We start from the raw sequence: 21,166 nt of genomic DNA on the forward strand, positions 1-21,166 counted from the left end.
AATCCGCCCTTGTCAGGACGATGAGCCGATGAGCCTCGATCTTCTCCACGCCCCCTTCGACGGCCGCTCGCTGATCGAGGCCAGCGCCGGCACCGGCAAGACCTGGACTCTCACCGCGCTCTACGCCCGCCTGCTGCTGGAGCGCCAGCTCGGCGTCGGGCAGATCCTGGTGGTCACCTACACCACCGCGGCCACCGCCGAGCTGCGCGAGCGCATCCGCGCCCGCCTGGCCGAGCTGCTCGCGCTCTACGACGGCGTGCCCAGCGGCGACGCCTTCCTCAACGACCTGCACGCCCGCCATCCCGGCGAGGAGGCGCGCCGCCGCCTGCTGCTGGCGGTGCACGGCTTCGACGAGGCGGCGATCTTCACCATCCACGGTTTCTGCCAGCGCGCCCTGCAGGACGCGGCCTTCGAGGCCGGCGGCGACTTCGACAGCGAGCTGACCCAGGACGACCGCGAGGTGCTCGACGCGCTGCTCGCCGACGCCTGGCGTGCCGAGCTGGCCGCGGCCGACCCGGCCTGGGCCGGCTTCCTGGCCAAGAGCGGCATCACCCCGGTCTGGCTGCGCGAGCGCCTGCGCAGCCACCTGGGCAAGCCCTACCTGCGCGTGGAGCCGCACGCCCTGCCGGCCCCGGCCGATTTCGAGGCCGCCCGCGCGGCCTGGGAATGCGCCGCCGGGCTTTGGCGCAAGAACGGCGCGGACTGGGTCGCGGAGCTGGCGAACCACGGCGGGCTCAGCCAGACCACCCACAAGCCGGTCAAGTTCGCCCTCTGGGCCGGCGAGCTGGACGCCTACTTCGCCGATCCCGCGGCCCTGTTCGAGCCGCCCGAGGGGCTCAGGAAGTTCGGCAGCGAGGCCCTGGCCAAGGCCTGCAAGAAGGGCTACGACGCGCCGTCCTGCCAGCTCGCCCTGGCCCTCGACGAACTGAGCAAGATCCTCGGCGACAGCCTGCCGGCCGGCCAGGCGCGGCTGGTCGCCCTGCAGGTGCGCCTGCTGGCGCGCCTCAACGAGGAGCTGCCGGCGCGCAAGGCCGAGCAACGTCTGCTGGCCTTCGACGACCTGCTCAACCGCCTCGACCAGGCCCTGCAGGGCCCGGCCGGCGAGCACCTGGCGGCGACCCTGCGCGAGCGCTACCCGCTGGCGCTGATCGACGAATTCCAGGACACCGACCCGGTGCAGTACGCGATCTTCAGCCGGATCTATCCGGCAGGCCCCGTAGTTCCGGGCGTCACGAGCGGCTCGATGGCAAGGAAGGCTTCGAGCGAGGAGCGAGACAGTACGGCGGGTACGGCGAGGTCCGAGGGAGAAGCTGACGCGGACAGCGAGTCGCGCAGTAGCCCGGGTGCCGACCTCTGTTTCGTCGGCGACCCCAAGCAGGCGATCTACGCCTTCCGCGGCGCCGACCTGGCCACCTACCTGAAGGCCCGCGGCGAGGCCCGGCGCCAGTACAACCTGCCGACCAACTACCGCTCCACGCCGGAGCTGATCCAGGCGCTGAATCTTCTGTTCGCGCGCCCGCGGCCGTTCGCCGAGCCCGGCCTCGACTACCCGCCGGTCCAGGCCAGCAGCAAGCCCCGGGCGAAGCTGGTGCTGCCGGCGCTGGACGAGACGGAGCGGGGCGCGCCGCTGGGGCTGGTCTGGCTCGGCGACGACTATCTGAGCAAGGGCGAGGCCGGGGCGCGGGTCGCCGTCGACACCGCCCGGCGCATCGCCGCGCTGCTCGCCGCCGGCGCCGAGGGCCGCGCCTATTTCGAGGAGGGGGGCGAGCGCACGGCGCTCAAGGGCGGCGACATCGCCATCCTGGTCGCCAACCACCGCCAGGCCGGGGAGATCGCCGCCGAACTCGCCGCCCGCGGCGTGCCCAGCGTGCGCCGCGGGCGCGACAGCGTCTGGCAGAGCGAGGAGGCCCAGGAGCTGGCCGCGGTGCTCGCCGCCTACGCCGAGCCCGGCCGCGAGGGCGTACTGCGCTACGCCCTGGCCACCCGCCTGCTCGGGCGAAATGCCGTCGAGCTGGCCCGCTGCCAGGACGACGAGGCGGCCTGGGACCTGGAGCGCGAGGCGGCCGAGCGCTACCACCAGCTCTGGCAGCAGCACGGCTTCATGCGCGCCTTCCGCGCCTGGCTCGATGAGCAGAACGTGGCCGAGCGCCTGCTCGAGCTGGCCGACGGCGAGCGGCGCCTGACCAACCTGCTGCACCTGGCCGAACTGCTGCAGGCCGCCAGTCTCGAACGTCCCGGCCTGGAGCCGCTGCTCGCCTGGTTCGACGCCCAGCGCCGCAGCGAGGGCGGCGGCGACGAGGTGCTGCTGCGCCTGGAGAGCGATGCCGAGCGGGTGCAGATCGTCACCGTGCACACCAGCAAGGGCCTGGAATATCCCCTGGTGTTCTGCCCCTACCTGTGGGACGGCCGCCTGCTCGGCAAGCACAAGGACAGCGCCCGCTGCCACGATGAGGACGGCCGCCCGCTGCTCGACCTGGGCAGCGATCAGCTCGACGACAACCTGCAGCGGGCCCGCCGCGAGATCTTCGCCGAGCAGCTGCGCCTGGCCTACGTCGCCGTGACCCGCGCCCGCGACCGCCTCTGGCTGCACTGGGGGCCGGTGGACTGCAAGCCGAAGAAGGACGGCAGCCTCGCCGAGGAAGGCCTGCACACCAGCGCCCTGGCCTGGCTGCTGCACGGCCGCAAGCTGCCCGGCGAGGACGCCCTGAGCGAACTGGCCGCGCATCTGGCCGGTTGCGTCGGCGAGACCCTGCGCGGCGAGCTGGACGCGCTGGTCGACGCCAGTGCCGGCACCTGCGAACGCCTGGCGCCGCTCGCCGACGAGGCGACCGCCCAGGGCCAGATCCGCGCCCGGACCCCGCAGCGGCTCGCCGAACTGACCCGCAGCCTGTACAGCGCCTGGCGCATCGGCAGCTTCTCCGGCCTGGCCGCCGGCAAGCACATGGAGGCGCCGGACCGCGACAGCCTGAGCATGCCCGACGCCAGCGAGCCGGGCGCCGGCTTCCACGCCTTCCCCCGCGGCGCCCGCTCCGGCACCTGCTTGCACGCCATCCTTGAGAGCTGGGCGCGCGGCAAGGGCCGCTTGGAGACGTTGGTCGAGCCGGCCCTGGAGGCCCACGGCCTGCCGGTCGACTGGAGCGCGCTGACCGCCGACCAGCTGCAGCGGGTGCTCGACTGCGACCTGGACGGCCGGGGCCTGCGCCTCTCGGCCCTCGATCCCGGCCGGCGCCTGCCCGAACTGGGCTTCACCTTTCCGGTTGCAGGGCTGGACGTGCAGCGCCTGCGCGCCGTCCTCACCGATCCGGCAATGGGGCTCGCCGAGCCGCTGCGCGAGGCCGCCGGGCGGCTGGAGTTCGACAGCCTGCGCGGCTTCCTCAAGGGCTTCATCGACCTGACCTTCGAGCACGAGGGGCGCTGGTACATCGCCGACTACAAGTCCAACTGGCTCGGCCCGGACGCCGGCCACTACGGCGGCGAGCGCCTGCTGCAGGCCCTGGCCGGCGAGCACTACTACCTGCAGTACCTGATCTACCTGGTGGCACTGCGCCGCTTCCTCCGCCAGCGCCTGGCGGATTTCCGCGACGAGCAGCTGGGCGGGGCCTTCTACCTGTTCCTGCGCGGTATGCCCGAAGCCGGCGTCTACTTCGCCCGCCCGGCGGACGGCCTGCTGGATGCGCTGGACCGCCTGTTCGCGGAGGGTCGCTGATGCCTCGCCGCGCTTTGCGTAGGAGCGAACTCGTTCGCCATCACGCCCATCCCGCACCCCGTCGCGAACCGTTTCGTTCCCACGGGGCGGTTGCCGTCCCTGTCGCCAAGGAGGCCCGATGAGCCTGCACGACCTGCCTCTCGGCCCCCTGGAACGGGCCTTCGTCGACAGCCTGCGGCGTCTCGACCCCAGGGCTCCGGACAGCGTCCTGGCCGCCGCCGCCCTGTGCTGCTCGGCTCTGGCGGCGGGCGACGTCTGCCTGCCGCTGGCCCGCCTCGCCGGCCGTCCGGCCTGGCCGGAGCTGGACGCCGGCTGCGTGCTGCCGCCGCTCGCCCAGTGGCGCGCCGAACTCGCCGGCAGCCGGCTGGTCGGCGCACTCGGTGCCTTCGCCCCCTTGATCCTCGACGGCGAGCGGCTGTACCTGGCGCGCTACCACGCCTACGAGACCCGTCTTGCCGCCCGCCTGCTGGAGCGCGCCGGCCGCCAGCCCGAGTTAGACGAAGCGTCCCTGCGCGACAGCCTGGCGCGGCTGTTTGCCTTCAATACCCAGCAGCCGGACTGGCAGCGTCTGGCCGCGGCCCAGGCGGTGCGCCGCAACCTGGCGGTGATTTCCGGCGGCCCCGGCACCGGCAAGACCACCACCGTGGTCCGCCTGCTCGCCGCGCTGCTCGAACAGCCGGGCTGCCAGGGCCTGGCCATCGGCCTCGCCGCCCCCACCGGCAAGGCCGCGGCGCGCATGGCCGAGGCGATCCGCAACGCCAAGGCCGAGCTGCCGGTGAGCGACGAGGTCAAGGCGGCCCTGCCCGAGGAGGCGCGCACCCTGCACCGCCTGCTCGGCAGCCGCGGAGACAGCCCCGCCGTGCGCCACGACGCGGCCAACCCGCTGCCGCTGGACGTGCTGGTGGTGGACGAGGCCTCGATGATCGACCTGGCGCTGATGGCCAAGCTGCTGGAAGCCCTGCCGCCGCAGGCGCGGCTGATCCTGCTCGGCGACAAGGACCAGCTGGCCGCGGTGGAGGCCGGCGCGGTGTTCGCCGAACTCTGCGAGGGCCGCGGCTTCGACGCCGAAGCGGCGAAGCGCCTGGAGCAACTGATCGGGCAGCGCGTGCCGGTCTCGAAACCGCGTTCGCTCCTCGGCGACGCCGTGGTGCTGCTCACCCACAGCCACCGCTTCGCCGGCGACAGCGGCATCGGCGAACTGGCACGGCGGATCAACGCCGGCGACGGCCGCGGCACCCTGCAACTGCTGCAGGAGGGGCGGGCCGATCTGCTCTGGAACGCCGCGCCCAGCGCCGCCGCCTTGCTCGACCGGCTGGCGCGGGGCTATGCGCCCTACCTGACGGCGGCCGGGAAGGGCGACCCGGCGGCGGCCTTCGCCGCCTTCGCCGCCTTCCGCGTCCTCACCGCCCAGCGCGAGGGGCAGTGGGGCGTGGCCGGCATCAACGAGGCCTTCGAGGCGCGCATCAAGCGCCGCGCCAACGTCGCCAGCCGCGAGCGCTGGTATCCCGGCCGCGCGGTGATGGTGCGGCAGAACGACTACGCCCTCGGCCTGTACAACGGCGACATCGGTATCTGCCTGGCGACGCCCAACGGCCTGCGGGTGTTCTTCGAGAGCGAACAGGGCTACCGGCCCTTCGCCCCGGCGCGCCTGCCCAGCCACGACAGCGCCTTCGCCATGACCGTGCACAAGAGCCAGGGCTCGGAGTTCGGCGAGGTGCTCCTGGTGCTGCCGGAGACGCCGAGCCCGCTGCTGAGCCGCTCGCTGTTCTACACCGGCATCACTCGCGCCAGGCGGACGGTGGAGATCTGGGGTCTGCCGGCGCGCCTGCGCGAGGCCGTGGAAACCCGCGCCGAACGCGCCGCCGGCCTGGCCGAGCGGCTGGGCGCATCGCCCGCGCCGGCGTGCCCGCAGATCGAGCCGGCCGGCGACCAGCTAGACCTGTTCTAGGAACGGCGCGGCCCCGGCGCGGATTTCCGCCTTCGACGTCCCGCCGAATGCCGGTTATACCTGTAGAAGGGCATTTCCGACGGGGGAGGGGGCATGACGGTCAGGATCAGCCAGCGCATCAAGCGCTTCGAAGTGGTCGACGAAAGCCTGCAGCGCCCCGCGGCGGACGCCCCCGGCAGCCCGCCGGTGCAGATGGACGAGACCCTGCAGCGCCCGGAAATGCTCATCGGCGTGACCTACAAGATCAAGTCGCCGCTGTTCGAGCACGCCCTCTACGTCACCATCAACGACATCCTGCTCAACGCCGGTACCCCCTACGAGCAGCGCCGGCCCTTCGAGATCTTCATCAACTCGAAGAACATGGACCATTTCCAGTGGATCGTCGCGCTCACCCGCATCATGTCCGCGGTGTTCCGCAAGGGCGGCGACTGCACTTTCCTCGTCGAGGAGCTGAAGGCCGTGTTCGACCCCCGCGGCGGCTACCTGAAGAAGGGCGGGGTCTACATGCCCTCCATCGTCGCCGAGATCGGCGCGGTGCTGGAGCGGCACATGATCGCCATCGGCCTGCTCCAGGGCCAGGCCCTCGACGAAGCCCAGCGCCGCTACCTGGCGGAAAAACGCGCCGCCTACGAAGCCAGCCAGGGCGCCGTGGCCCTGGAACCCGGCGAAGGCTTCCCCCCCGGCGCGCAACTCTGCGGCCAGTGCAACACCCAGGCGGTGGTGCAGGTGGAGGGCTGCGAAACCTGCCTGAACTGCGGGCATTCGAAGTGCGGGTGAGGCGGGGAGGAACAGCCAGGCCCTGGGAGCACTATCCAATCCGATAGCGCAATCCTTGAGAACGGATGAAATTCCACTCATTTACATGGAAGAGTTCGAGCAGCTGGAATAATGACGAATGCGAACCCGGTCACATATTCAGCCGTCGGGATTTCCGTCCATGGTGTATAACTCCCCGAAAGTGTTTCGCTTCCTCATCGCCCAGCCTGAAAAGAGAGCGAAGCCCCAGACAAGGGAATGTTATGCAGCAGATGGTGTATTGGGGTACGCCATTTTGTGTCGCATAGTAGTTATAGACTGGTGGACCATGGAAGAAATCGTCTCACTTGTAGCCCGTTTTATAGGCGATGTAGTTTTAGAGTTCGTCATTGGCAAGTTATTTTTCTGTTTGCCCAAATTGTCATGCTGTCATCCATTCGCGCAACCCTCCATATCCCATTAGTGAGGTCAAGCGTATGGTGATCGGTGAAACCTAACATTCTGCTCAACACAGTTGCCTTCGGCACCGCATGAGCTTGAGATAGAGCAATTTCCCAACATGGAAGTTAGCCATGAAACAAAGTCAATCCGAAAATAAAACCGAAGCGACCTTGGGCTTCGCCGCAAAATTCTTCCTAAAGCTGCTTGGCCTGATGATTCTGTTCAGCATAGTCCCGCTGCTATTCGTCAACCTTCCGCTCGGAATGTTTCTTGCGAACTTCGGCAAGTTGTACATTCCGCTCATTCTTTTTTCGAATCTGTTGGCGATTTTTCTCTCCGGAGCATTCGCGGCAAAGTTGCTCTTTGCCTGGGGCGTAAATGGCTGCGTATTCAAAATTAGAAAGGAAGGCGAAGAGTAGCTTCCAACAATTCGATCAAGTTGTTCGCCCGTTCACTGGGGTAGCCGAAAATTTGCCTGTGGCCGCTCTTTGGCTCAGACATGAGAGACAGAACTGAAGAGTTAGTGAGCTATTGAAGAAGCTAATAATTTGCGCGCTGCTTGCATTTGCCGGCTGGAGTTACTACCAGAAGAACGTCGCCCCAACACAGACAGGACTTCGAAGCGAACCTCAATCGTTCAAGACGCCTGCAGTTGCAATTGCACAGCCAACACAGCATTTTTCATGCGACGGCCGGCAACATTGCAGCCAAATGCATTCAAGAGCGGAAGCCGAGTATTTTCTAAGGAACTGCCCCAACACCAAAATGGACGGTGACCGTGATGGAGTCCCTTGCGAAAACGACTCCAGGTTTTAAGGGGTAACCATGCAGCACGCTTCTGACAACACGCTTGGCTTCGACCACTTCGTCAGCCAACTTGATCGTTAGCCGCTTATGTCCCTCACGATTATCGTCAGCGGCGGACAAACGGGAGTCGACCGGGCGGCTCTGGATGCCGCTCTGGATGCAGGTTCCCATGCGGTGGATGGTGCCCCCAAGGGCGTATCGCGGCCGACGGTGTGCTGCCTGCTCGTTACCCCTTGAGCGAGCTTTCAGGTGCAAGCTATCGGCAAAGAACCATCCGCAACATCACCGACACCCAGGGGACGGCGATCATCTACTTCGAACACCCGGCAGGAGGAACCGAACTCGCCCTCGCCGAGTGCATACGGCGCCACAAGCCCTACCGCCTGATAGACGGGCGGGAGATATCCCCCGCCAGGGCATCCCAGTTGTTGCATTCATTCGTGTGCTCGCAGGGCATAACGAGCTTGAATGTCGCCGGCCCCAGCCATGAACGCGAGCCTCAGGCCTATGCCTTCGCCTACGAGGCGATTAGCGGCCTGCTTCGCCACTACCGCAACACAGCTTTCTGAAAAAGCCCGACTCCAACCCGCGGCGCTTGTTGATACCCTTCGTGCTTCAGCGCCGCGTTAGCCCGATGGACAGATCACCTTCGAGTCCATTCCGTCGGCATCGCGGCGATAGCAGACCCGATTCCGGAATACATCCATGAAGAACTGGCTTTTTCTCTTCGTCGCGATCTTCGCCGAGGTCATCGCGACTTCGTCCCTCAAGGCCAGCGCGGGCTTTTCCAGACTGGGACCGTCGCTGCTGGCCGTGGCGGGGTACGGGGTCGCCTTCTATTGCCTGTCGCTCACGCTGCGCACCATTCCCGTGGGAGTCGCCTATGCCATCTGGTCGGGGGTGGGGATCGTCCTGGTCACGCTCATCGCCTGGCTGATCTTCGGACAGAAGCTGGATCTGCCGGCCGTGGCGGGCATGGCGCTGATCATCGCCGGGGTGGTGGTGTTGAACCTCTTTTCCAAGTCGGCGGTGCATTAGTGGTCTGACACGCGGGAGCGGTCAGGAGGCCCCCGATCGTCCAGCCGCCCCTGCCGGCGTGCGACAAGCACGATCGGGCGGTGGCGTTGTCCTATGGAGCGAAGCGCATCAACCAGAAGGAGATGGACGATGAGCGACACGCCGACAAGCCCGGCCCAGGCCGATCCGGTTCAGCAGAAGAGGCGCGGCATCGCGATCGCCTGCCAGGGCGGCGGTGCCCAGGCGGCTTATGCGGCGGGGGCCGCCGGCGTGCTGCTGGAGAGGCTGCTCGCTACCGGGCCGGACGACGAGCCGCTGCGCTGGCTGGGTATCAGCGGCACTTCCGGCGGCGCCCTTTCGGCGCTCGTCGCCTGGTACGGGGCTCTGTTCAGGAGTCCGGAGGCGGCCCGGACATCGCTCCGGCAGCTCTGGCAGGAGAACTCCGCGCAACGTCCCGGCGAGGTCTGGTGGAACGCCCTCGGCGTCTGGATCCTCGACAGTTTCCCCTTCGATATCCAGCTCAATCCCTACATGGCCCCGCTGAAGCAGCTCAACCAGGGGCTGACCCGGGTATGGCCGCTGGCCGCCGGTCTCGCCCAGCCGCTGGCCGCGAGCATCCGGCCCGATTATTTCCGCATCGATGCGCTGGCCGCCCGCTTCGTCGATTTCGCGCAGATCGCGGCGCTGGGGCAATTCCTGAGCGTCGCCGACACCATCGGCGCCTGGCAGGCGCTGGGCTACCGGGACGAGCTGCTGCAAGGCCACGGCCTGCAGGAGGACGGCACGCCGCTGCCGCCCCGGCAGGGGCTGCCGGCGACGCTCCGCTGCTATCTGGCGGCGCGAAAGGTTCTCGCCGAGGTCGCTGCCAGGCACCCGAAGGGGCTTCTGGCGCAAGCGTTGGCGCAGCACTGGACGCCGGCGGTCGAGCGGGACGTGGCGGAGATCGAGCGGCTTGCCGATCAACAGAAGCGCGAGTTCGACGAGGAGGAGCTGGAGCGGATCCGGATTCGCGTGGCCGCGCTGAGGGACGCCTTGCCGCTGCTCCTGCTGGGCGCGGCGGACGTCGGGACCGGCGAGTTCGTCGCCTTCAACTCCCGGCGCGCGCCCGAGCGGCGCGGTATCAGTCTGGAGGCCGTGCGCGCCTCGGCGGCGGTGCCCTGGATCTTCCAGGGGGTCGAGATTCCCGATGCCGATCCGCCCCATGAATCGCACGTCTACTGGGACGGGCTCTTCTCGCAGAACCCGCCGATCGCGGATTTCTTCGCCGGCGTCGATCCCGAGGACAAGCCCGACGAGATCTGGATCGTGCAGGTCAACCCGCAGCGCTGCGATACCAAGGATCTGGACAAGCGCCTCTGGGACCGGCGCAACGAGCTGTCCGGGAACCTCTCGCTGAATCAGGAAGTCGCCTCGGCCGCGGCGGTCAACGCGCGGATCGACGGCGACGGCCGCGGGGGCGACAAGCGGGTGCAGATCCTGCGCGTGGCCATGGACAGCAGGCGAGTCGAGCGCGAACTGGGCCGGCCGCTCGGCCCGTCCTCGAAGCTCGACCGCTCCGTCGCCCTGATGGATGCGCTGTTCGAGCACGGCCAGGATCAGGCCCGGGCCTTCCTGCCGGTGCGCGATCTGCTGGAGGTCTCCTGGAATCGGCCGGGCTCTGCGACGCAGTTGCCCACGCCGATCGGGGGCCTGCCCGCCGACGGCATCGAGGGCCTGCGCCGCACCTTCGGCGAGGAGCTGCGCTTCCAGGTCGCCGACATGACGATCGAGAAGCTCGATAAGCCCGAGGAGCGGCAGCGTGTGCCGGGCGGCAAACCCTTCGAGGAAGAGGTCCTGCGCGTCCGGATCAGCTGGTACTGCAACGTCCGCGGCGACGGAGACCGGCGCGGCAGGCTCCAGGGCATCGCCGTGCTGGCGCTGGATTCGTCCGACCGGGTGATCGGGGCGCGGATGACCAACATCGCGCTCTCGCGGCCGGATATCGCCGCTTCCAGACACGCGGCGGTGCGGACCCTGCCTAGAACCGTGGCCTAAACCGTTCCGATTCGACCGGGAGACGCCCATGCGCCAACTGGACCCCAGCGAAACCAGCCGCCCGGTCGAGGTGGACCCCCGCGACCTGTATTGCCCGAGCGGCATCGAGATCACGCCCGGTGCGCGCTATCGCTTCGATGCCAGCGGCCAATGGAAGGACGGCTGGATCGCCTGCAGCCCGGACGGCTGGCCGGGCTGGCTGCTGGAGGGCTGGAACCGCCTGCCCTGGCGGCGGGTGTTCCTGCTCTGCGGCAGCGTGGGCAAGGACCTGCGGCACGCCTTCCCGGTCGGTTCGGAAGGCGAGTGGAGCGCCCCGGCGGAGGCCGCGCAGTGGGCGGATCGTCAGCTCTACTTCTTCGCCAACGACTGGCCGGGCCGCTACGACAACAACCATCCGCTGGGCCCGGAGGAAGGCGGGCCGGTGCGGGTGGTGGTCACGCGACTTTGCTGAGACCTCCGGCGGGCCCGGCCGGCGTCCTCACGGCTCCGGCCGGGTCGTGGCGGTCACGCTCGGCGGCAGCACCGGGTAGGTGATCTTCGGCTGGTCGCCGGTCAGGCTGCCGAGAAAGGCGGTGATCCTGTCGATCTCGCTGTCGTTGAGTTTCGCCCCGAGCTGGCTGGTGCCCATCACCGCGACGGCCTGGCGCAGGTCCCAGGACTTGCCGGTGTGGAAGTAGGGGCGGGTGAGGGCGATGTTGCGCAGGGTCGGCACCTTGAACACGTATTTGTCGCTCGGCGTGTTGGTCACGGCGAAGCGGCCCTTGTCCTCCGGCGGGAGGAACTCGGCGCCCGGCTTCTCCACCACCCCGAACGGCATGTACATGCCGCCGCCGACGTTGATCCCGTTGTGGCAGGCCGAGCAGCCCTTGTCCAGGAACAGCGTCAGCCCATCCTTCTGTTCGGCGGTGAGGGCGTTGGCGTCGCCCTGCAGGAAGCGGTCGAAGGGCGCGTTGGGGGTGATCAGGGTCGCCTCGAACACGGCGATCGCCTTCTGCGCGTTGGCCAGGGACAGCGGGTCCTTGTCGTTCGGGAAGGCCTTCTTGAAGGCGTCGACGTAGCCGGGGATGCCCTGCAGCTGCTCGACGACGTGGGCCTTGGCCGAGGCCATTTCCACGGGGTTGACCAGGGGGCCGCCGGCCTGTTCCTCCAGGTCCTTGGCGCGACCGTCCCAGAACTGCGCGGTGTTGAACACGGCGTTGAGCACGGTGGGCGAGTTGCGTGCGCCGTGCTGCCAGTGGTGGCCGATGGAGGTGGAATGCTCGTCGGCGCCGCCGCGGCCGAGGTCGTGGCAGGAGTTGCAGCTGATCGCGTGGCTGGCGGACAGGCGCGGGTCGAAATAGAGCATCTTGCCCAGCTCGACCTTCTCCGGCGAGGCCGGGTTGCCGGGTAGCGCCGGCGCTTCGGCCGGGATCGGCTTGAACTGTTGCCTGGCCCGCTCGAGCAGGTCGGTCTGGGCGAATCCTTGGCCGGCACCGAACAGGCCTAGGATGCCGAAAGCGATCAGGGGGTAACGGAGCACGACTGTATCCTCTTCCTTGTGGATGTACCGGTGGGGGAAGCGGTTCTTCCCGCGGGCCGGACGTCGCTCTGCCGGCGACGATGCTGCATATGATCGTCGCGATGCCGGCCGCGTTCCTCGGCGTGCCGATTTCCGCTGCCAAGCGACGTTCTTTCGCATAACACAGGGGATTTTGAGCCGTTAAACGCGGCATCCCCCGGGCGAGCGGCTCATTACACTGTGCCATCCGGCGAGCACCGGGGGAGCGGGGCGGTCCCTGCGGCGCAACGAGTCGACGCGGACTCGGTGATGTATCGAACTCTGACAACGCCACTGCATGGCGGCAGCAATACAAGGGTTGAACGATGTCTATTGGCGTGGGCGCGGGTGAGGTCATGGGGGGCGTGGCCTTGATCCTTTCTGGTTACGCGATATGGAAGACGTCCCGGCTGGAAAAGCAGCACCAGGCTCTGAGGCGGAGCCAGGAGCGGATGGATCATTTCCTGGAGGAGAAGGAGACCGAGCGGCTCCTGCTGGAGAGCAAGGCCGATCTGGGGGCGGAGTTCGTCAAGGACGAAGGCAAGAAGCCCTGCCTGCGCATCTGGAACAAGGGCAAGGGCCAGGCCAGGAACGTCCGGATCGAATTCCCCGAAGGCAACAGCTTCATCGTCCAGGCCGAGGTCGACCAGATCTTCCCCCTGGAAACCCTGAACTCCCTGCAGTCCGTGGAGATCAGCGCGGTGACCCACATGGTGGTCAAGCGCAAGAACGTCGTCCGGCTGCTCTGGTCCGACAATGCCAGCGAGCACAACGAGAAGTTCGATTACCCGATAGCCTGAGGGCGGCTGCTTCCGGTGTTCTAGGGGGCGAGCGGGTGGGGGAGGCTTTTCGGGCCGGTCCCGTTGCGGGACCGGAGAGCGGGCGGGCGAAGCCGCGCCCGCCGGGGGCTCAGAGGGCGAAGGGCAGCGCGATCTGCACGTGCTTGCGGGCCAGCAGGCGCTGGTGGAAGACCTCCGGGTCGTGGATCAGCACTTCCTGGCCGGCGAAGGCCTGGGCGGCGATCAGGCGGGAGAGCCAGAAACGCAGGCAGGCGACCCGCAGCATGATCGGCCACAGCTCGGCTTCGGCGGCGTGGAACGGCCGCAGGCTGGCGTAGGCGGCCAGCAGGGCCTGGGTCAGGTGCGCGTCGAGCTGGCCGTCCGCCTTGGAGCACCAGTCGTTCACGGCGATCGCCAGGTCGTAGAGCATCGGACCCGAGCAGGCGTTGTAGAAGTCGATCACGCCGGTCAGGTGCGGGCCGTCGAACAGCGCGTTGTCGCGGAACAGGTCGGCGTGCAGGTTGGCGGCCGGCAGGTCGAGCAGGCGTGCCTTGTACTTGGCGACCTCGGCCAGGGCGTCGCGCAGCAGCGGCAGCTGCTCGTCGGGCAGCAGCAGGGCCACGTCAGGGCCCTTGTCCAGCATCCAGTCCAGGCCGCGGTCGCTGCGGCGGATCAGCGGCTTGTCGTGGGTCGCCAGGTGCAGGCGGGCCAGCAGCTTGCCGACCTCGGTGCAGTGGTGCGGGTTGGGTTCCTGCACATGCTTGCCGGGCAGGCGCGGCTGCAGCAGGGCCGGCTTCTCCGCCAGCTTGCGCAGGGCCTTGCCGTCGGTGGTGCGCAGGGCATAGGGAACCGGCAGGTCGGCGGCGTGCAGCACGTCGAGCAGCTGGATGAAGAACGGCAGATCGTCCGCCGAGCCGCGTTCGACCAGGGTCAGGACGAATTCGCCCTGTTCCAGGCTGACGAAGAAATTGCTGTTCTCGCTGCCTTCGGCGATGCCCTGGAAGTCGAGCAGGCGGCCGAGTCCGTAGGGCTCGACGAAGGCTTCCAGTTCGTGGCGTTCGAGGGGGGTGAAAACCGACATGTCAGAGACGCTCGCTTACCATTTGAAAATTTGCCAGGAGGGAATCAGCATGTCCGGCTGGTCCGAGCGGACGAACGGGGCGTCGCTGCCGTCGGCGCGTACCAGGAAGTAGGGCTTGCCATACTTCGGGATGACCTTGATGGCGTAGAGAAAGCCATTGACACGGTACTCCTGGATGGTTTTGTCACCCTCCTTGCGGATCACCACATCCGGCTCTGCTTTCTCGTCCTGGGCGAAGGCACCGACCGTACCGGCCGCCAGCAGACTGGCCAGTAGCAGGCGAGGGAGTGTGCGCATGTTAACCTTGTCCTTTTGTTGTCAATGGTCCCCACATTCTAGCGTCGGACCCGCGGAAAAGGTTGATTCTTCATCATGAGCCAGACTCCCCTCGTCCTGGTGGACGGTTCCTCGTACCTGTATCGCGCCTTCCACGCGCTGCCGCCGCTGACCACTTCCTCGGGGATGCCCACCGGCGCGGTCAAGGGCGTGCTGAACATGCTCCTGGCGCTGCGCCGGCAGTATCCGGACAGCCCCTTCGCGGTGGTCTTCGACGCCAAGGGGCCGACCTTCCGCGACGAGCTGTTCGAGCACTACAAGTCGCACCGCCCGCCGATGCCGGACGACCTGCGGGTGCAGATCGAACCGCTGCACGCCAGCGTCCGCGCCCTCGGCCTGCCGCTCCTGTGCGTCGAGGGGGTGGAGGCCGACGACGTGATCGGCACCCTGGCCCGCCAGTGCGCGGCGCTGGGCCGCGACGTGGTGATCTCCACCGGCGACAAGGACATGGCCCAGCTGGTCTGCCCGCACGTCAGCCTGGTCAACACCATGACCGGCAGCAGCCTGGACGTGGCCGGGGTGAAGGAGAAGTTCGGCGTCGGCCCGGAGCTGATCATCGACTTCCTCGCCCTGATGGGCGACAAGGTGGACAACATTCCCGGCGTGCCCGGAGTCGGCGAGAAGACCGCCTGCGGCCTGCTCAACGGCATCGCCGGCGGTCTCCAGGGGGTCTACGGGCACCTGGAGCAGGTGGCCGGCCTGGCGATCCGCGGCGCCAAGTCGCTGGCGGCCAAGCTGGAGGAGCACAAGGAGGCGGCCTTCCTGTCCTACGAGCTGGCGACCATCAAGACCGACGTGCCGCTGAACATCGAGGTGGACGCCCTGCATCCCGGCGAGGCGGACCGCGAGGCGCTGATCGAGCTGTACCGCCAGCTGGAGTTCCGCAGCTGGCTGGACGAGCTGCTGCGCGAGGCCAGGCAGTCCGGCGAGGTCGTCGCCACGGCCGAAGCGGTCGCCATCCCGGAGTCCCGCTACGAGACGGTGCTCGACGAAGCGCGCTTCGCGGCCTGGCTGGAGAAGCTGGAGCAGGCCGAGCTGATCGCCTTCGATACCGAGACCACCAGCCTGGACGCCCAGCAGGCGGAGCTGGTCGGGCTGTCCTTCGCCGTCGTTCCCCACGAGGCCGCCTACATCCCGGTGGCCCACTCCTACATGGGCGTGCCCGAGCAGCTCGACCGCGAGCGGGTGCTGGCGGCGCTCAAGCCGATCCTGGAGGATGCGGCCCGGGCCAAGGTCGGCCAGCACGCCAAGTACGACATGAACGTGCTGGCGCACTATGGCATCGAGGTGCGCGGCGTGGCCTACGACACCATGCTCGAATCCTACGTGCTGGATTCCACCGCGACCCGTCACGACATGGATAGCCTGGCGCTGAAATACCTCGGCCACGGCACCATCCGTTTCGAGGACATCGCCGGCAAGGGCGCCAAGCAGCTGACCTTCGACCAGATCGCCCTGGAGCAGGCCGGCCCCTACGCCGCCGAGGACGCCGACGTGACCCTGCGCCTGCACCAGTGCCTGTGGCCGAAGCTGGAGGAGGTGCCGGGGCTGACCCGTGTGCTGACCGAGATCGAGATGCCGCTGGTGCCGGTGCTGGCGCACATCGAGCGCAACGGCGCGCTGGTCGACGCCAAACTGCTCGGCGAGCAGAGCGTCGAGCTGGGCGAGAAGATGCAGCAGCTCGAGCGCCAGGCCTTCGAGCTGGCCGGCGAGGAGTTCAACCTCGCCTCGCCCAAGCAGCTCGGTGCCATCCTCTATGACAAGCTCGGCCTGCCGATTCGGTCGAAGACCGCCAAGGGCCAGGCCTCCACCGCCGAGAGCGTGCTCGCCGAGCTGGCCGAGGAGGGCTATGCGCTGCCGCAGGTGCTGATGGACTACCGCAGCGTCAGCAAGCTGAAGAGCACCTACACCGACAAGCTGCCGCAGCAGATCAACCCGCGCACCGGGCGCATCCACACCTCCTACCACCAGGCGGTGACCGCCACCGGCCGGCTGTCCTCCAGCGACCCGAACCTGCAGAACATCCCGATCCGCACCGCCGAGGGCCGGCGCATCCGTCAGGCCTTCGTCGCGGCGCCGGGCTACAAGCTGCTGGCCGCCGACTACTCGCAGATCGAGCTGCGCATCATGGCTCATCTGGCCCAGGACGAAGGCCTTCTGCACGCCTTCCGGAACGACCTGGATGTGCACCGGGCCACCGCCGCCGAAGTCTTCGGCCTGGCCCCGGAGGAGGTCAGCGGCGAGCAGCGCCGCCGCGCCAAGGCCATCAACTTCGGCCTGATCTACGGCATGAGCGCCTTCGGCCTGGCCAAGCAGATCGGCGTCGAGCGCAAGGAGGCGCAGGCCTACATCGACCGCTACTTCGCCCGCTACCCCGGCGTGCTCGCCTACATGGAGCGCACCCGCGAGCAGGCCGGCGAGCAGGGCTACGTCGAGACCCTGTTCGGCCGTCGCCTGTACCTGCCGGAGATCCGCTCGAAGAACGGCGCCATGCGCAAGGCCGCCGAGCGCACCGCGATCAACGCGCCGATGCAGGGCACCGCGGCGGACATCATGAAACGCGCCATGGTGGCGGTGGACGCCTGGCTGCAGGAGAGCGGCGCGGACGCCCGGGTGATCCTGCAGGTGCACGACGAACTGGTGCTGGAGGTGCGCGAGGACCAGATCGAGCGGGTGCGCGAGGCCGTCTGCCCGCTGATGAGCACCGCTGCCGAGCTGGCGGTGCCGCTGGTGGTGGAGGCGGGCGTCGGCGCCAATTGGGACGAGGCGCACTGACCCAGCGGACTCAGGAAGACCGGGGCCGACGCTGCCATCGTCGGCTTCCCGGCGGAAAAAACTGACATGGCGGGACATTTTTTTTCCGATCGTTCGGAACTTCTGGTTCGACCGTACAGTCAGAGTTCGTACGATTGGCTGAAAGGCCTTTCGATGCTCCTTGTTGTGTTAAGTGTTGGCAGATACTCGGATCCCGCCCTAGAGATCCGAACTTGGACCCCGGACTTCATCCTCCCCCATACGAAGTCCGGGGTTTTTTTCGTCTGCGATACGGGCTTCCCGTCCCATTTCCGCCCGGGCGATTGCCCTGACGGTAAAGCACAGTAGAATTCCCCGCTCTTTTCGCTACCCCTGCGAGTCGCCGCGCCATGACTGCTCCTGCCTTCCGTCCCGAACTCCTGTCGCCCGCCGGCACCCTCAAGTCCATGCGCTACGCCTTCGCCTACGGGGCCGACGCCGTCTACGCCGGGCAGCCGCGCTACAGCCTGCGGGTACGCAACAACGAGTTCGACCACGCCCACCTGGCGCTCGGCATCGACGAGGCCCATGCCCAGGGCAAGCAGTTCTACGTGGTGGTCAACATCGCGCCGCACAACGCCAAGCTGAAGACCTTTCTCAAGGACCTGCAGCCGGTGATCGACATGGGGCCGGATGCGCTGATCATGTCCGACCCGGGGCTGATCATGATGGTGCGCGAGCACTTCCCCGAGATGGCCGTGCACCTCTCGGTACAGGCCAACGCGGTGAACTGGGCCAGCGTCGAGTTCTGGCGCCGCCAGGGGCTGACCCGGGCGATCCTCTCCCGCGAGCTGTCGCTGGAGGAGATCGGCGAGATCCGCGAGCAGGTGCCGGGCATGGAACTCGAAGTGTTCGTCCACGGCGCCCTGTGCATGGCCTACTCCGGCCGCTGCCTGCTGTCCGGCTACATCAACAAGCGCGACCCCAACCAGGGAACCTGCACCAACGCTTGCCGCTGGGAATACAAGGCCCACGAGGGCAAGGAAGACGAGCTGGGCAACATCGTCCAGCAGTACCAGCCGATCCCGGTGCAGCAGATCGAGCCGACCCTGGGCGCGGGCAGCCCCACCGACCAGGTGTTCCTGCTCGAGGAGGCCAACCGGCCGGGCGAACTGATGGAGGCCTTCGAGGACGAGCACGGCACCTACATCATGAACTCCAAGGACCTGCGCGCCGTGCAGCACGTGGAGCGGCTGGTGAAGATGGGCGTGCATTCGCTGAAGATCGAGGGCCGCACCAAGAGCCACTACTACGTGGCGCGCACCGCCCAGGTCTACCGCAAGGCGATCGACGACGCGGTGGCCGGCCGGCCGTTCGACCGGTCGCTGATGGATACCCTGGAGTCCCTGGCCCACCGCGGCTATACCGAGGGCTTCCTGCGCCGCCACGTGCACGACGAATACCAGAACTACGAGCATGGCTATTCGGTTTCCGAGCGCCAGCAGTTCGTCGGCGAGCTGACCGGCGAGCGTCGTGGCGACCTGGCCGAGGTGCGGGTGAAGAACCGCTTCGCGGTCGGCGACCGCCTGGAGCTGATGACGCCCCAGGGCAACCTGAACTTCCGCCTGGAGACCCTGGAGAAGAAGCACGGCGAGCGCACCGAGGTGGCGCCCGGCGACGGTCACGTCCTCTACCTGCCGGTGCCGGAAGGGGTGAACCTGGACTACGCCCTGCTGATGCGCGAGCTGGACGGCGCCACCACCCGCGGCTGAGCGTCCGCCGCTCAGGCGACCGGGCTGGCCTCCCGGCTGCGCAACAGGTCGGCGAAGGCCGAGGCCTCCACCGGGCGGCTAATCAGGTAGCCCTGGATCTCGTCGCAGCCGTGGTCGCGCAGGAACTCCAGCTGCGCCTGCTGCTCGACGCCCTCGGCCACCACCTCCAGGCCCAGGCTGTGGACCATGGCGATGATCGCCCGGATGATCGCCGCATCGCCGCCCTTGCCCGAGCCGTCCAGCGCCCGGATGAAGGTCTGGTCGATCTTCACCACGTTCACCGGCAGGTGCTTGAGGTAGGCGAGGGACGAGTAGCCGGTACCGAAATCGTCGATCGCCAGGCGCACGCCCAGCCCGCGCAGCTGCAGCAGCAGCTCCTTCAGTTCCTCGATGTTGTCCGACAGCTGGCTTTCGGTCAGCTCCAGCTCCAGCTGGTGCGCCGGCAGGCCGGTTTCTTCCAGCACCGTGGCGACCTGGGCGGCGAAATCGCGCTCGCGCAGCTGCTGCATGGAGATGTTCACCGAGATGCACAGCTCGCCGAGCCCGGCCTGCTGCCAGGCGAGCACCTGGGTGCAGGCGCGGCGCAGGACGAACGCGCCGATGGCGCGGATCTGCCCGGTTTCTTCGGCGAGGGGAATGAATTCGGCCGGGGAAACCAGACCGAGCTGCGGGTGGCGCCAGCGCACCAGGGCTTCGGCGCCCTGCAGGCGGTTCTCGGAAAGGCCCAGGCGGGGCTGGTAGAACACCTCCAGATGGCCCTGCTCGAGCGCCTTGTCCAGCTGCGCCTCGAGCAGCAGGCGCTCGTGGCTGCTGTTCTGCAGACCTTCGCGCCAGAATTGCACGGTGTTGCCGCCGAACTGCTTGGCATGGCGCATGGCCATGCTCGCCTGGCTGAGCAGCCGGGCCGGATCGCCGTCCGCCACCGACAGCAGGCCGATGCCTAGGGAAGCGCTGACCACCACCTCGTGCTCGCCGATCTGCACGCTGTGGCGCAGCACTGCCAGCAGGCGGCGGGCCAACGAATCGAGTTCCTCCGGGCAACCGCATTCGAGGAGGACGGAGAACTGGTCCTCGGCGACCCGGGCGATGGTGTCGGCCTGACGCAGGCTGCTGCTCAGGCGGTGGGACAGCTCGCAGAGGATCTCGTCGGCCAGGCGATGGCCGAGGCTGTCGTTGATCAGCTTGAAGCGATCCAGGTCGATGTGCAGCAGGGCCAGTTCCTCGCTCCGCTGACGCGGCTGGCGGGCGAGTTCCTCCAGGCGCTGCAGCAGCTGATTGCGGTTGGCCAGCCCGGTCAGCGGATCGTGGCTGGTCAGATAGAGCCGCTTGGCTTCCTCCTCGCGCCGCGCCCGTTCGCTGGCGCCGAGCGCCCGGGTCCGCTCGGTGACGCGCTCCTCCAGCGCCAGCTGGGCGGCGCGCAGCTCCTCCTCGACACGCTGGCGCTGGCGGACCTCGTTGGCCAGCTCGTCGTTCAGCCGCACGGTGGCATGCCAGGCCTGCTCCTCGAACTCCAGCAGCGATTGTTGCTGGAAGGTGCTGAGGAGGTTGCGCCGCTCGGTCCGGTTGATCTGCCAGCCGGTGAGCAGCAGCGCGGCGAGCAGGACCAGGCTGAAGATCCCCCAGGCCTGCAGGCGGTCGTACCCTTCGGTGAGCAGATAGAGGCCGACCGGCAGCAGGGAGGGCAGGATGAAGGCGAGGAAGGCCCGCAGGCTGACGGCATAGGCCACGCTGGCACAGATGGTCACCGCCGTCAGCAGGCCGTAGAGCAGCGCCCTCTGGGGGGACTCGGCCTGCGGCAGGAAGACGATGCCGAGCAGGCTCAGGGTCGCGCCCGAGGCCAGGGCTCCCAGCAGGAACAGCTGCCGCCAGCGGGGTTCGGCCTGCCGCGTGGCCGGGGAGCGCAGGAAGCTGACGATCTGCCACAGGCTCAGGCCGATCAGCAGGAGCAGCCAGGCCAGTACGACCACCAGTACCTGTGGGTCGTGCTGGCTCCGGAACAGGGCCACGCCGCACAGGCCGCCGACCAGCGTAAGCAGGGTGGGCAGGATCGAGCCGTGATACAGCCGGCGGTTCAGCGCCGCCTCGATTTGTTCTCCGTAGCGTTTGTATATCGCTTCCGGTTCCAGCGCCGGCGGGGTGACATCGGGCGAGAAGAGAAAATGCATGGCCAACGTTTCCCTGTACTGTCCCTGATTGCGATAACCCGGCGCCTCCCTCGG

15 protein-coding genes and 1 pseudogene are annotated in these 21,166 nt (G+C 67.9%); 12 read left to right on the plus strand and 4 right to left on the minus strand.

Annotation, left to right across the window (positions count from 1 at the left end):
* Positions 1 to 28 precede the first annotated feature (28 nt).
* The 9 genes and pseudogenes from ACFOJE_RS11045 to ACFOJE_RS11085 all read left to right on the plus strand — a co-directional run bounded on the left by ACFOJE_RS11045 (position 29) and on the right by ACFOJE_RS11085 (position 11,160).
* Positions 29 to 3,706 (plus strand): UvrD-helicase domain-containing protein, encoded by a 3,678-nt coding sequence (locus ACFOJE_RS11045; protein WP_377814399.1) that lies wholly within the window; start codon positions 29 to 31, stop codon positions 3,704 to 3,706.
* Between the two features lie 118 nt (positions 3,707 to 3,824).
* A complete protein-coding gene (gene recD / locus ACFOJE_RS11050; protein WP_377814400.1) occupies positions 3,825 to 5,654 on the plus strand; it encodes an exodeoxyribonuclease V subunit alpha in 1,830 nt (609 codons plus the stop codon).
* A 93-nt stretch (positions 5,655 to 5,747) separates the two neighbouring features.
* On the plus strand, positions 5,748 to 6,431 hold the full coding sequence (locus tag ACFOJE_RS11055) for a TSCPD domain-containing protein (RefSeq protein WP_377814401.1): 684 nt from the start codon (positions 5,748 to 5,750) through the stop codon (positions 6,429 to 6,431).
* A gap of 551 nt (positions 6,432 to 6,982) precedes the next feature.
* Positions 6,983 to 7,270, plus strand: coding sequence for a hypothetical protein (locus tag ACFOJE_RS11060; RefSeq protein ID WP_377814402.1), 288 nt, complete (start codon positions 6,983 to 6,985; stop codon positions 7,268 to 7,270).
* Between the two features lie 112 nt (positions 7,271 to 7,382).
* Positions 7,383 to 7,667, plus strand: a complete 285-nt coding sequence (locus ACFOJE_RS11065; protein ID WP_377814403.1) for an excalibur calcium-binding domain-containing protein — start codon at positions 7,383 to 7,385, stop codon at positions 7,665 to 7,667.
* A 153-nt stretch (positions 7,668 to 7,820) separates the two neighbouring features.
* Positions 7,821 to 8,227: pseudogene (locus ACFOJE_RS11070) on the plus strand (YpsA SLOG family protein); the annotation flags it as partial.
* A 136-nt stretch (positions 8,228 to 8,363) separates the two neighbouring features.
* Complete coding sequence (locus ACFOJE_RS11075) at positions 8,364 to 8,696, plus strand: DMT family transporter (RefSeq protein ID WP_377814404.1); 333 nt, start codon at positions 8,364 to 8,366, stop codon at positions 8,694 to 8,696.
* Between the two features lie 129 nt (positions 8,697 to 8,825).
* Entirely contained in the window at positions 8,826 to 10,709 is a 1,884-nt protein-coding gene (locus ACFOJE_RS11080; RefSeq protein WP_377814405.1) for a patatin-like phospholipase family protein, read from the plus strand.
* A 28-nt stretch (positions 10,710 to 10,737) separates the two neighbouring features.
* Complete coding sequence (locus tag ACFOJE_RS11085; protein ID WP_377814406.1) at positions 10,738 to 11,160, plus strand: hypothetical protein; 423 nt, start codon at positions 10,738 to 10,740, stop codon at positions 11,158 to 11,160.
* A 27-nt stretch (positions 11,161 to 11,187) separates the two neighbouring features.
* On the opposite strand, the gene ACFOJE_RS11090 is transcribed toward ACFOJE_RS11085, so the two are convergent.
* Positions 11,188 to 12,213 carry a cytochrome-c peroxidase gene (locus ACFOJE_RS11090; RefSeq protein WP_377814421.1) on the minus strand — a complete coding sequence of 342 codons (1,026 nt, stop codon included), beginning with the start codon at positions 12,211 to 12,213 and terminating at the stop codon, positions 11,188 to 11,190.
* A 485-nt stretch (positions 12,214 to 12,698) separates the two neighbouring features.
* Between ACFOJE_RS11090 and ACFOJE_RS11095 the strand changes: the two genes are divergently transcribed.
* Entirely contained in the window at positions 12,699 to 13,046 is a 348-nt protein-coding gene (locus tag ACFOJE_RS11095; RefSeq protein ID WP_377814407.1) for a hypothetical protein, read from the plus strand.
* A gap of 109 nt (positions 13,047 to 13,155) precedes the next feature.
* On the opposite strand, the gene ACFOJE_RS11100 is transcribed toward ACFOJE_RS11095, so the two are convergent.
* Together ACFOJE_RS11100 and ACFOJE_RS11105 are read right to left on the minus strand one after the other, a co-directional pair.
* The gene (locus ACFOJE_RS11100; protein WP_377814408.1) at positions 13,156 to 14,106 is read right to left on the minus strand and encodes a homoserine kinase; all 951 of its coding nucleotides are present in this window, start codon (positions 14,104 to 14,106) and stop codon (positions 13,156 to 13,158) included.
* 15 nt (positions 14,107 to 14,121) lie between these two features.
* The gene (locus ACFOJE_RS11105; protein WP_377814409.1) at positions 14,122 to 14,403 is read right to left on the minus strand and encodes a DUF2782 domain-containing protein; all 282 of its coding nucleotides are present in this window, start codon (positions 14,401 to 14,403) and stop codon (positions 14,122 to 14,124) included.
* 75 nt (positions 14,404 to 14,478) lie between these two features.
* On the opposite strand from ACFOJE_RS11105, the gene polA reads away from it, so the two are divergent.
* Both polA and trhP read left to right on the plus strand, forming a co-directional pair.
* A complete protein-coding gene (polA, locus tag ACFOJE_RS11110) occupies positions 14,479 to 17,217 on the plus strand; it encodes a DNA polymerase I (RefSeq protein ID WP_377814410.1) in 2,739 nt (912 codons plus the stop codon).
* Between the two features lie 368 nt (positions 17,218 to 17,585).
* Positions 17,586 to 18,947, plus strand: coding sequence for a prephenate-dependent tRNA uridine(34) hydroxylase TrhP (trhP, locus tag ACFOJE_RS11115; RefSeq protein ID WP_377814411.1), 1,362 nt, complete (start codon positions 17,586 to 17,588; stop codon positions 18,945 to 18,947).
* Between the two features lie 11 nt (positions 18,948 to 18,958).
* Here the strand turns inward: trhP and ACFOJE_RS11120 are convergent, their stop codons facing one another.
* On the minus strand, positions 18,959 to 21,112 hold the full coding sequence (locus tag ACFOJE_RS11120) for a putative bifunctional diguanylate cyclase/phosphodiesterase (RefSeq protein ID WP_377814412.1): 2,154 nt from the start codon (positions 21,110 to 21,112) through the stop codon (positions 18,959 to 18,961).
* Positions 21,113 to 21,166 lie beyond the last annotated feature (54 nt).

The sequence above is a fragment of the Azotobacter bryophylli genome (assembly GCF_042643485.1).
GTDB classification, from domain to species: domain Bacteria; phylum Pseudomonadota; class Gammaproteobacteria; order Pseudomonadales; family Pseudomonadaceae; genus Azotobacter; species Azotobacter bryophylli.

What these genes read in the sequence shown, in the direction of transcription:
- polA (WP_377814410.1), top strand. Translation starts at nt 14,479, where the DNA reads ATGAGCCAGACTCCCCTCGTCCTGGTGGACGGTTCCTCGTACCTGTAT.
- ACFOJE_RS11075 (WP_377814404.1), top strand. Translation starts at nt 8,364, where the DNA reads ATGAAGAACTGGCTTTTTCTCTTCGTCGCGATCTTCGCCGAGGTCATC.
- ACFOJE_RS11095 (WP_377814407.1), top strand. Translation starts at nt 12,699, where the DNA reads ATGGATCATTTCCTGGAGGAGAAGGAGACCGAGCGGCTCCTGCTGGAG.
- ACFOJE_RS11060 (WP_377814402.1), top strand. Translation starts at nt 6,983, where the DNA reads ATGAAACAAAGTCAATCCGAAAATAAAACCGAAGCGACCTTGGGCTTC.
- ACFOJE_RS11120 (WP_377814412.1), bottom strand. Translation starts at nt 21,112, where the DNA reads ATGCATTTTCTCTTCTCGCCCGATGTCACCCCGCCGGCGCTGGAACCG.
- ACFOJE_RS11045 (WP_377814399.1), top strand. Translation starts at nt 29, where the DNA reads ATGAGCCTCGATCTTCTCCACGCCCCCTTCGACGGCCGCTCGCTGATC.
- ACFOJE_RS11085 (WP_377814406.1), top strand. Translation starts at nt 10,738, where the DNA reads ATGCGCCAACTGGACCCCAGCGAAACCAGCCGCCCGGTCGAGGTGGAC.
- ACFOJE_RS11105 (WP_377814409.1), bottom strand. Translation starts at nt 14,403, where the DNA reads ATGCGCACACTCCCTCGCCTGCTACTGGCCAGTCTGCTGGCGGCCGGT.
- ACFOJE_RS11100 (WP_377814408.1), bottom strand. Translation starts at nt 14,106, where the DNA reads ATGTCGGTTTTCACCCCCCTCGAACGCCACGAACTGGAAGCCTTCGTC.
- recD (WP_377814400.1), top strand. Translation starts at nt 3,825, where the DNA reads ATGAGCCTGCACGACCTGCCTCTCGGCCCCCTGGAACGGGCCTTCGTC.
- ACFOJE_RS11055 (WP_377814401.1), top strand. Translation starts at nt 5,748, where the DNA reads ATGACGGTCAGGATCAGCCAGCGCATCAAGCGCTTCGAAGTGGTCGAC.
- trhP (WP_377814411.1), top strand. Translation starts at nt 17,586, where the DNA reads ATGACTGCTCCTGCCTTCCGTCCCGAACTCCTGTCGCCCGCCGGCACC.
- ACFOJE_RS11080 (WP_377814405.1), top strand. Translation starts at nt 8,826, where the DNA reads ATGAGCGACACGCCGACAAGCCCGGCCCAGGCCGATCCGGTTCAGCAG.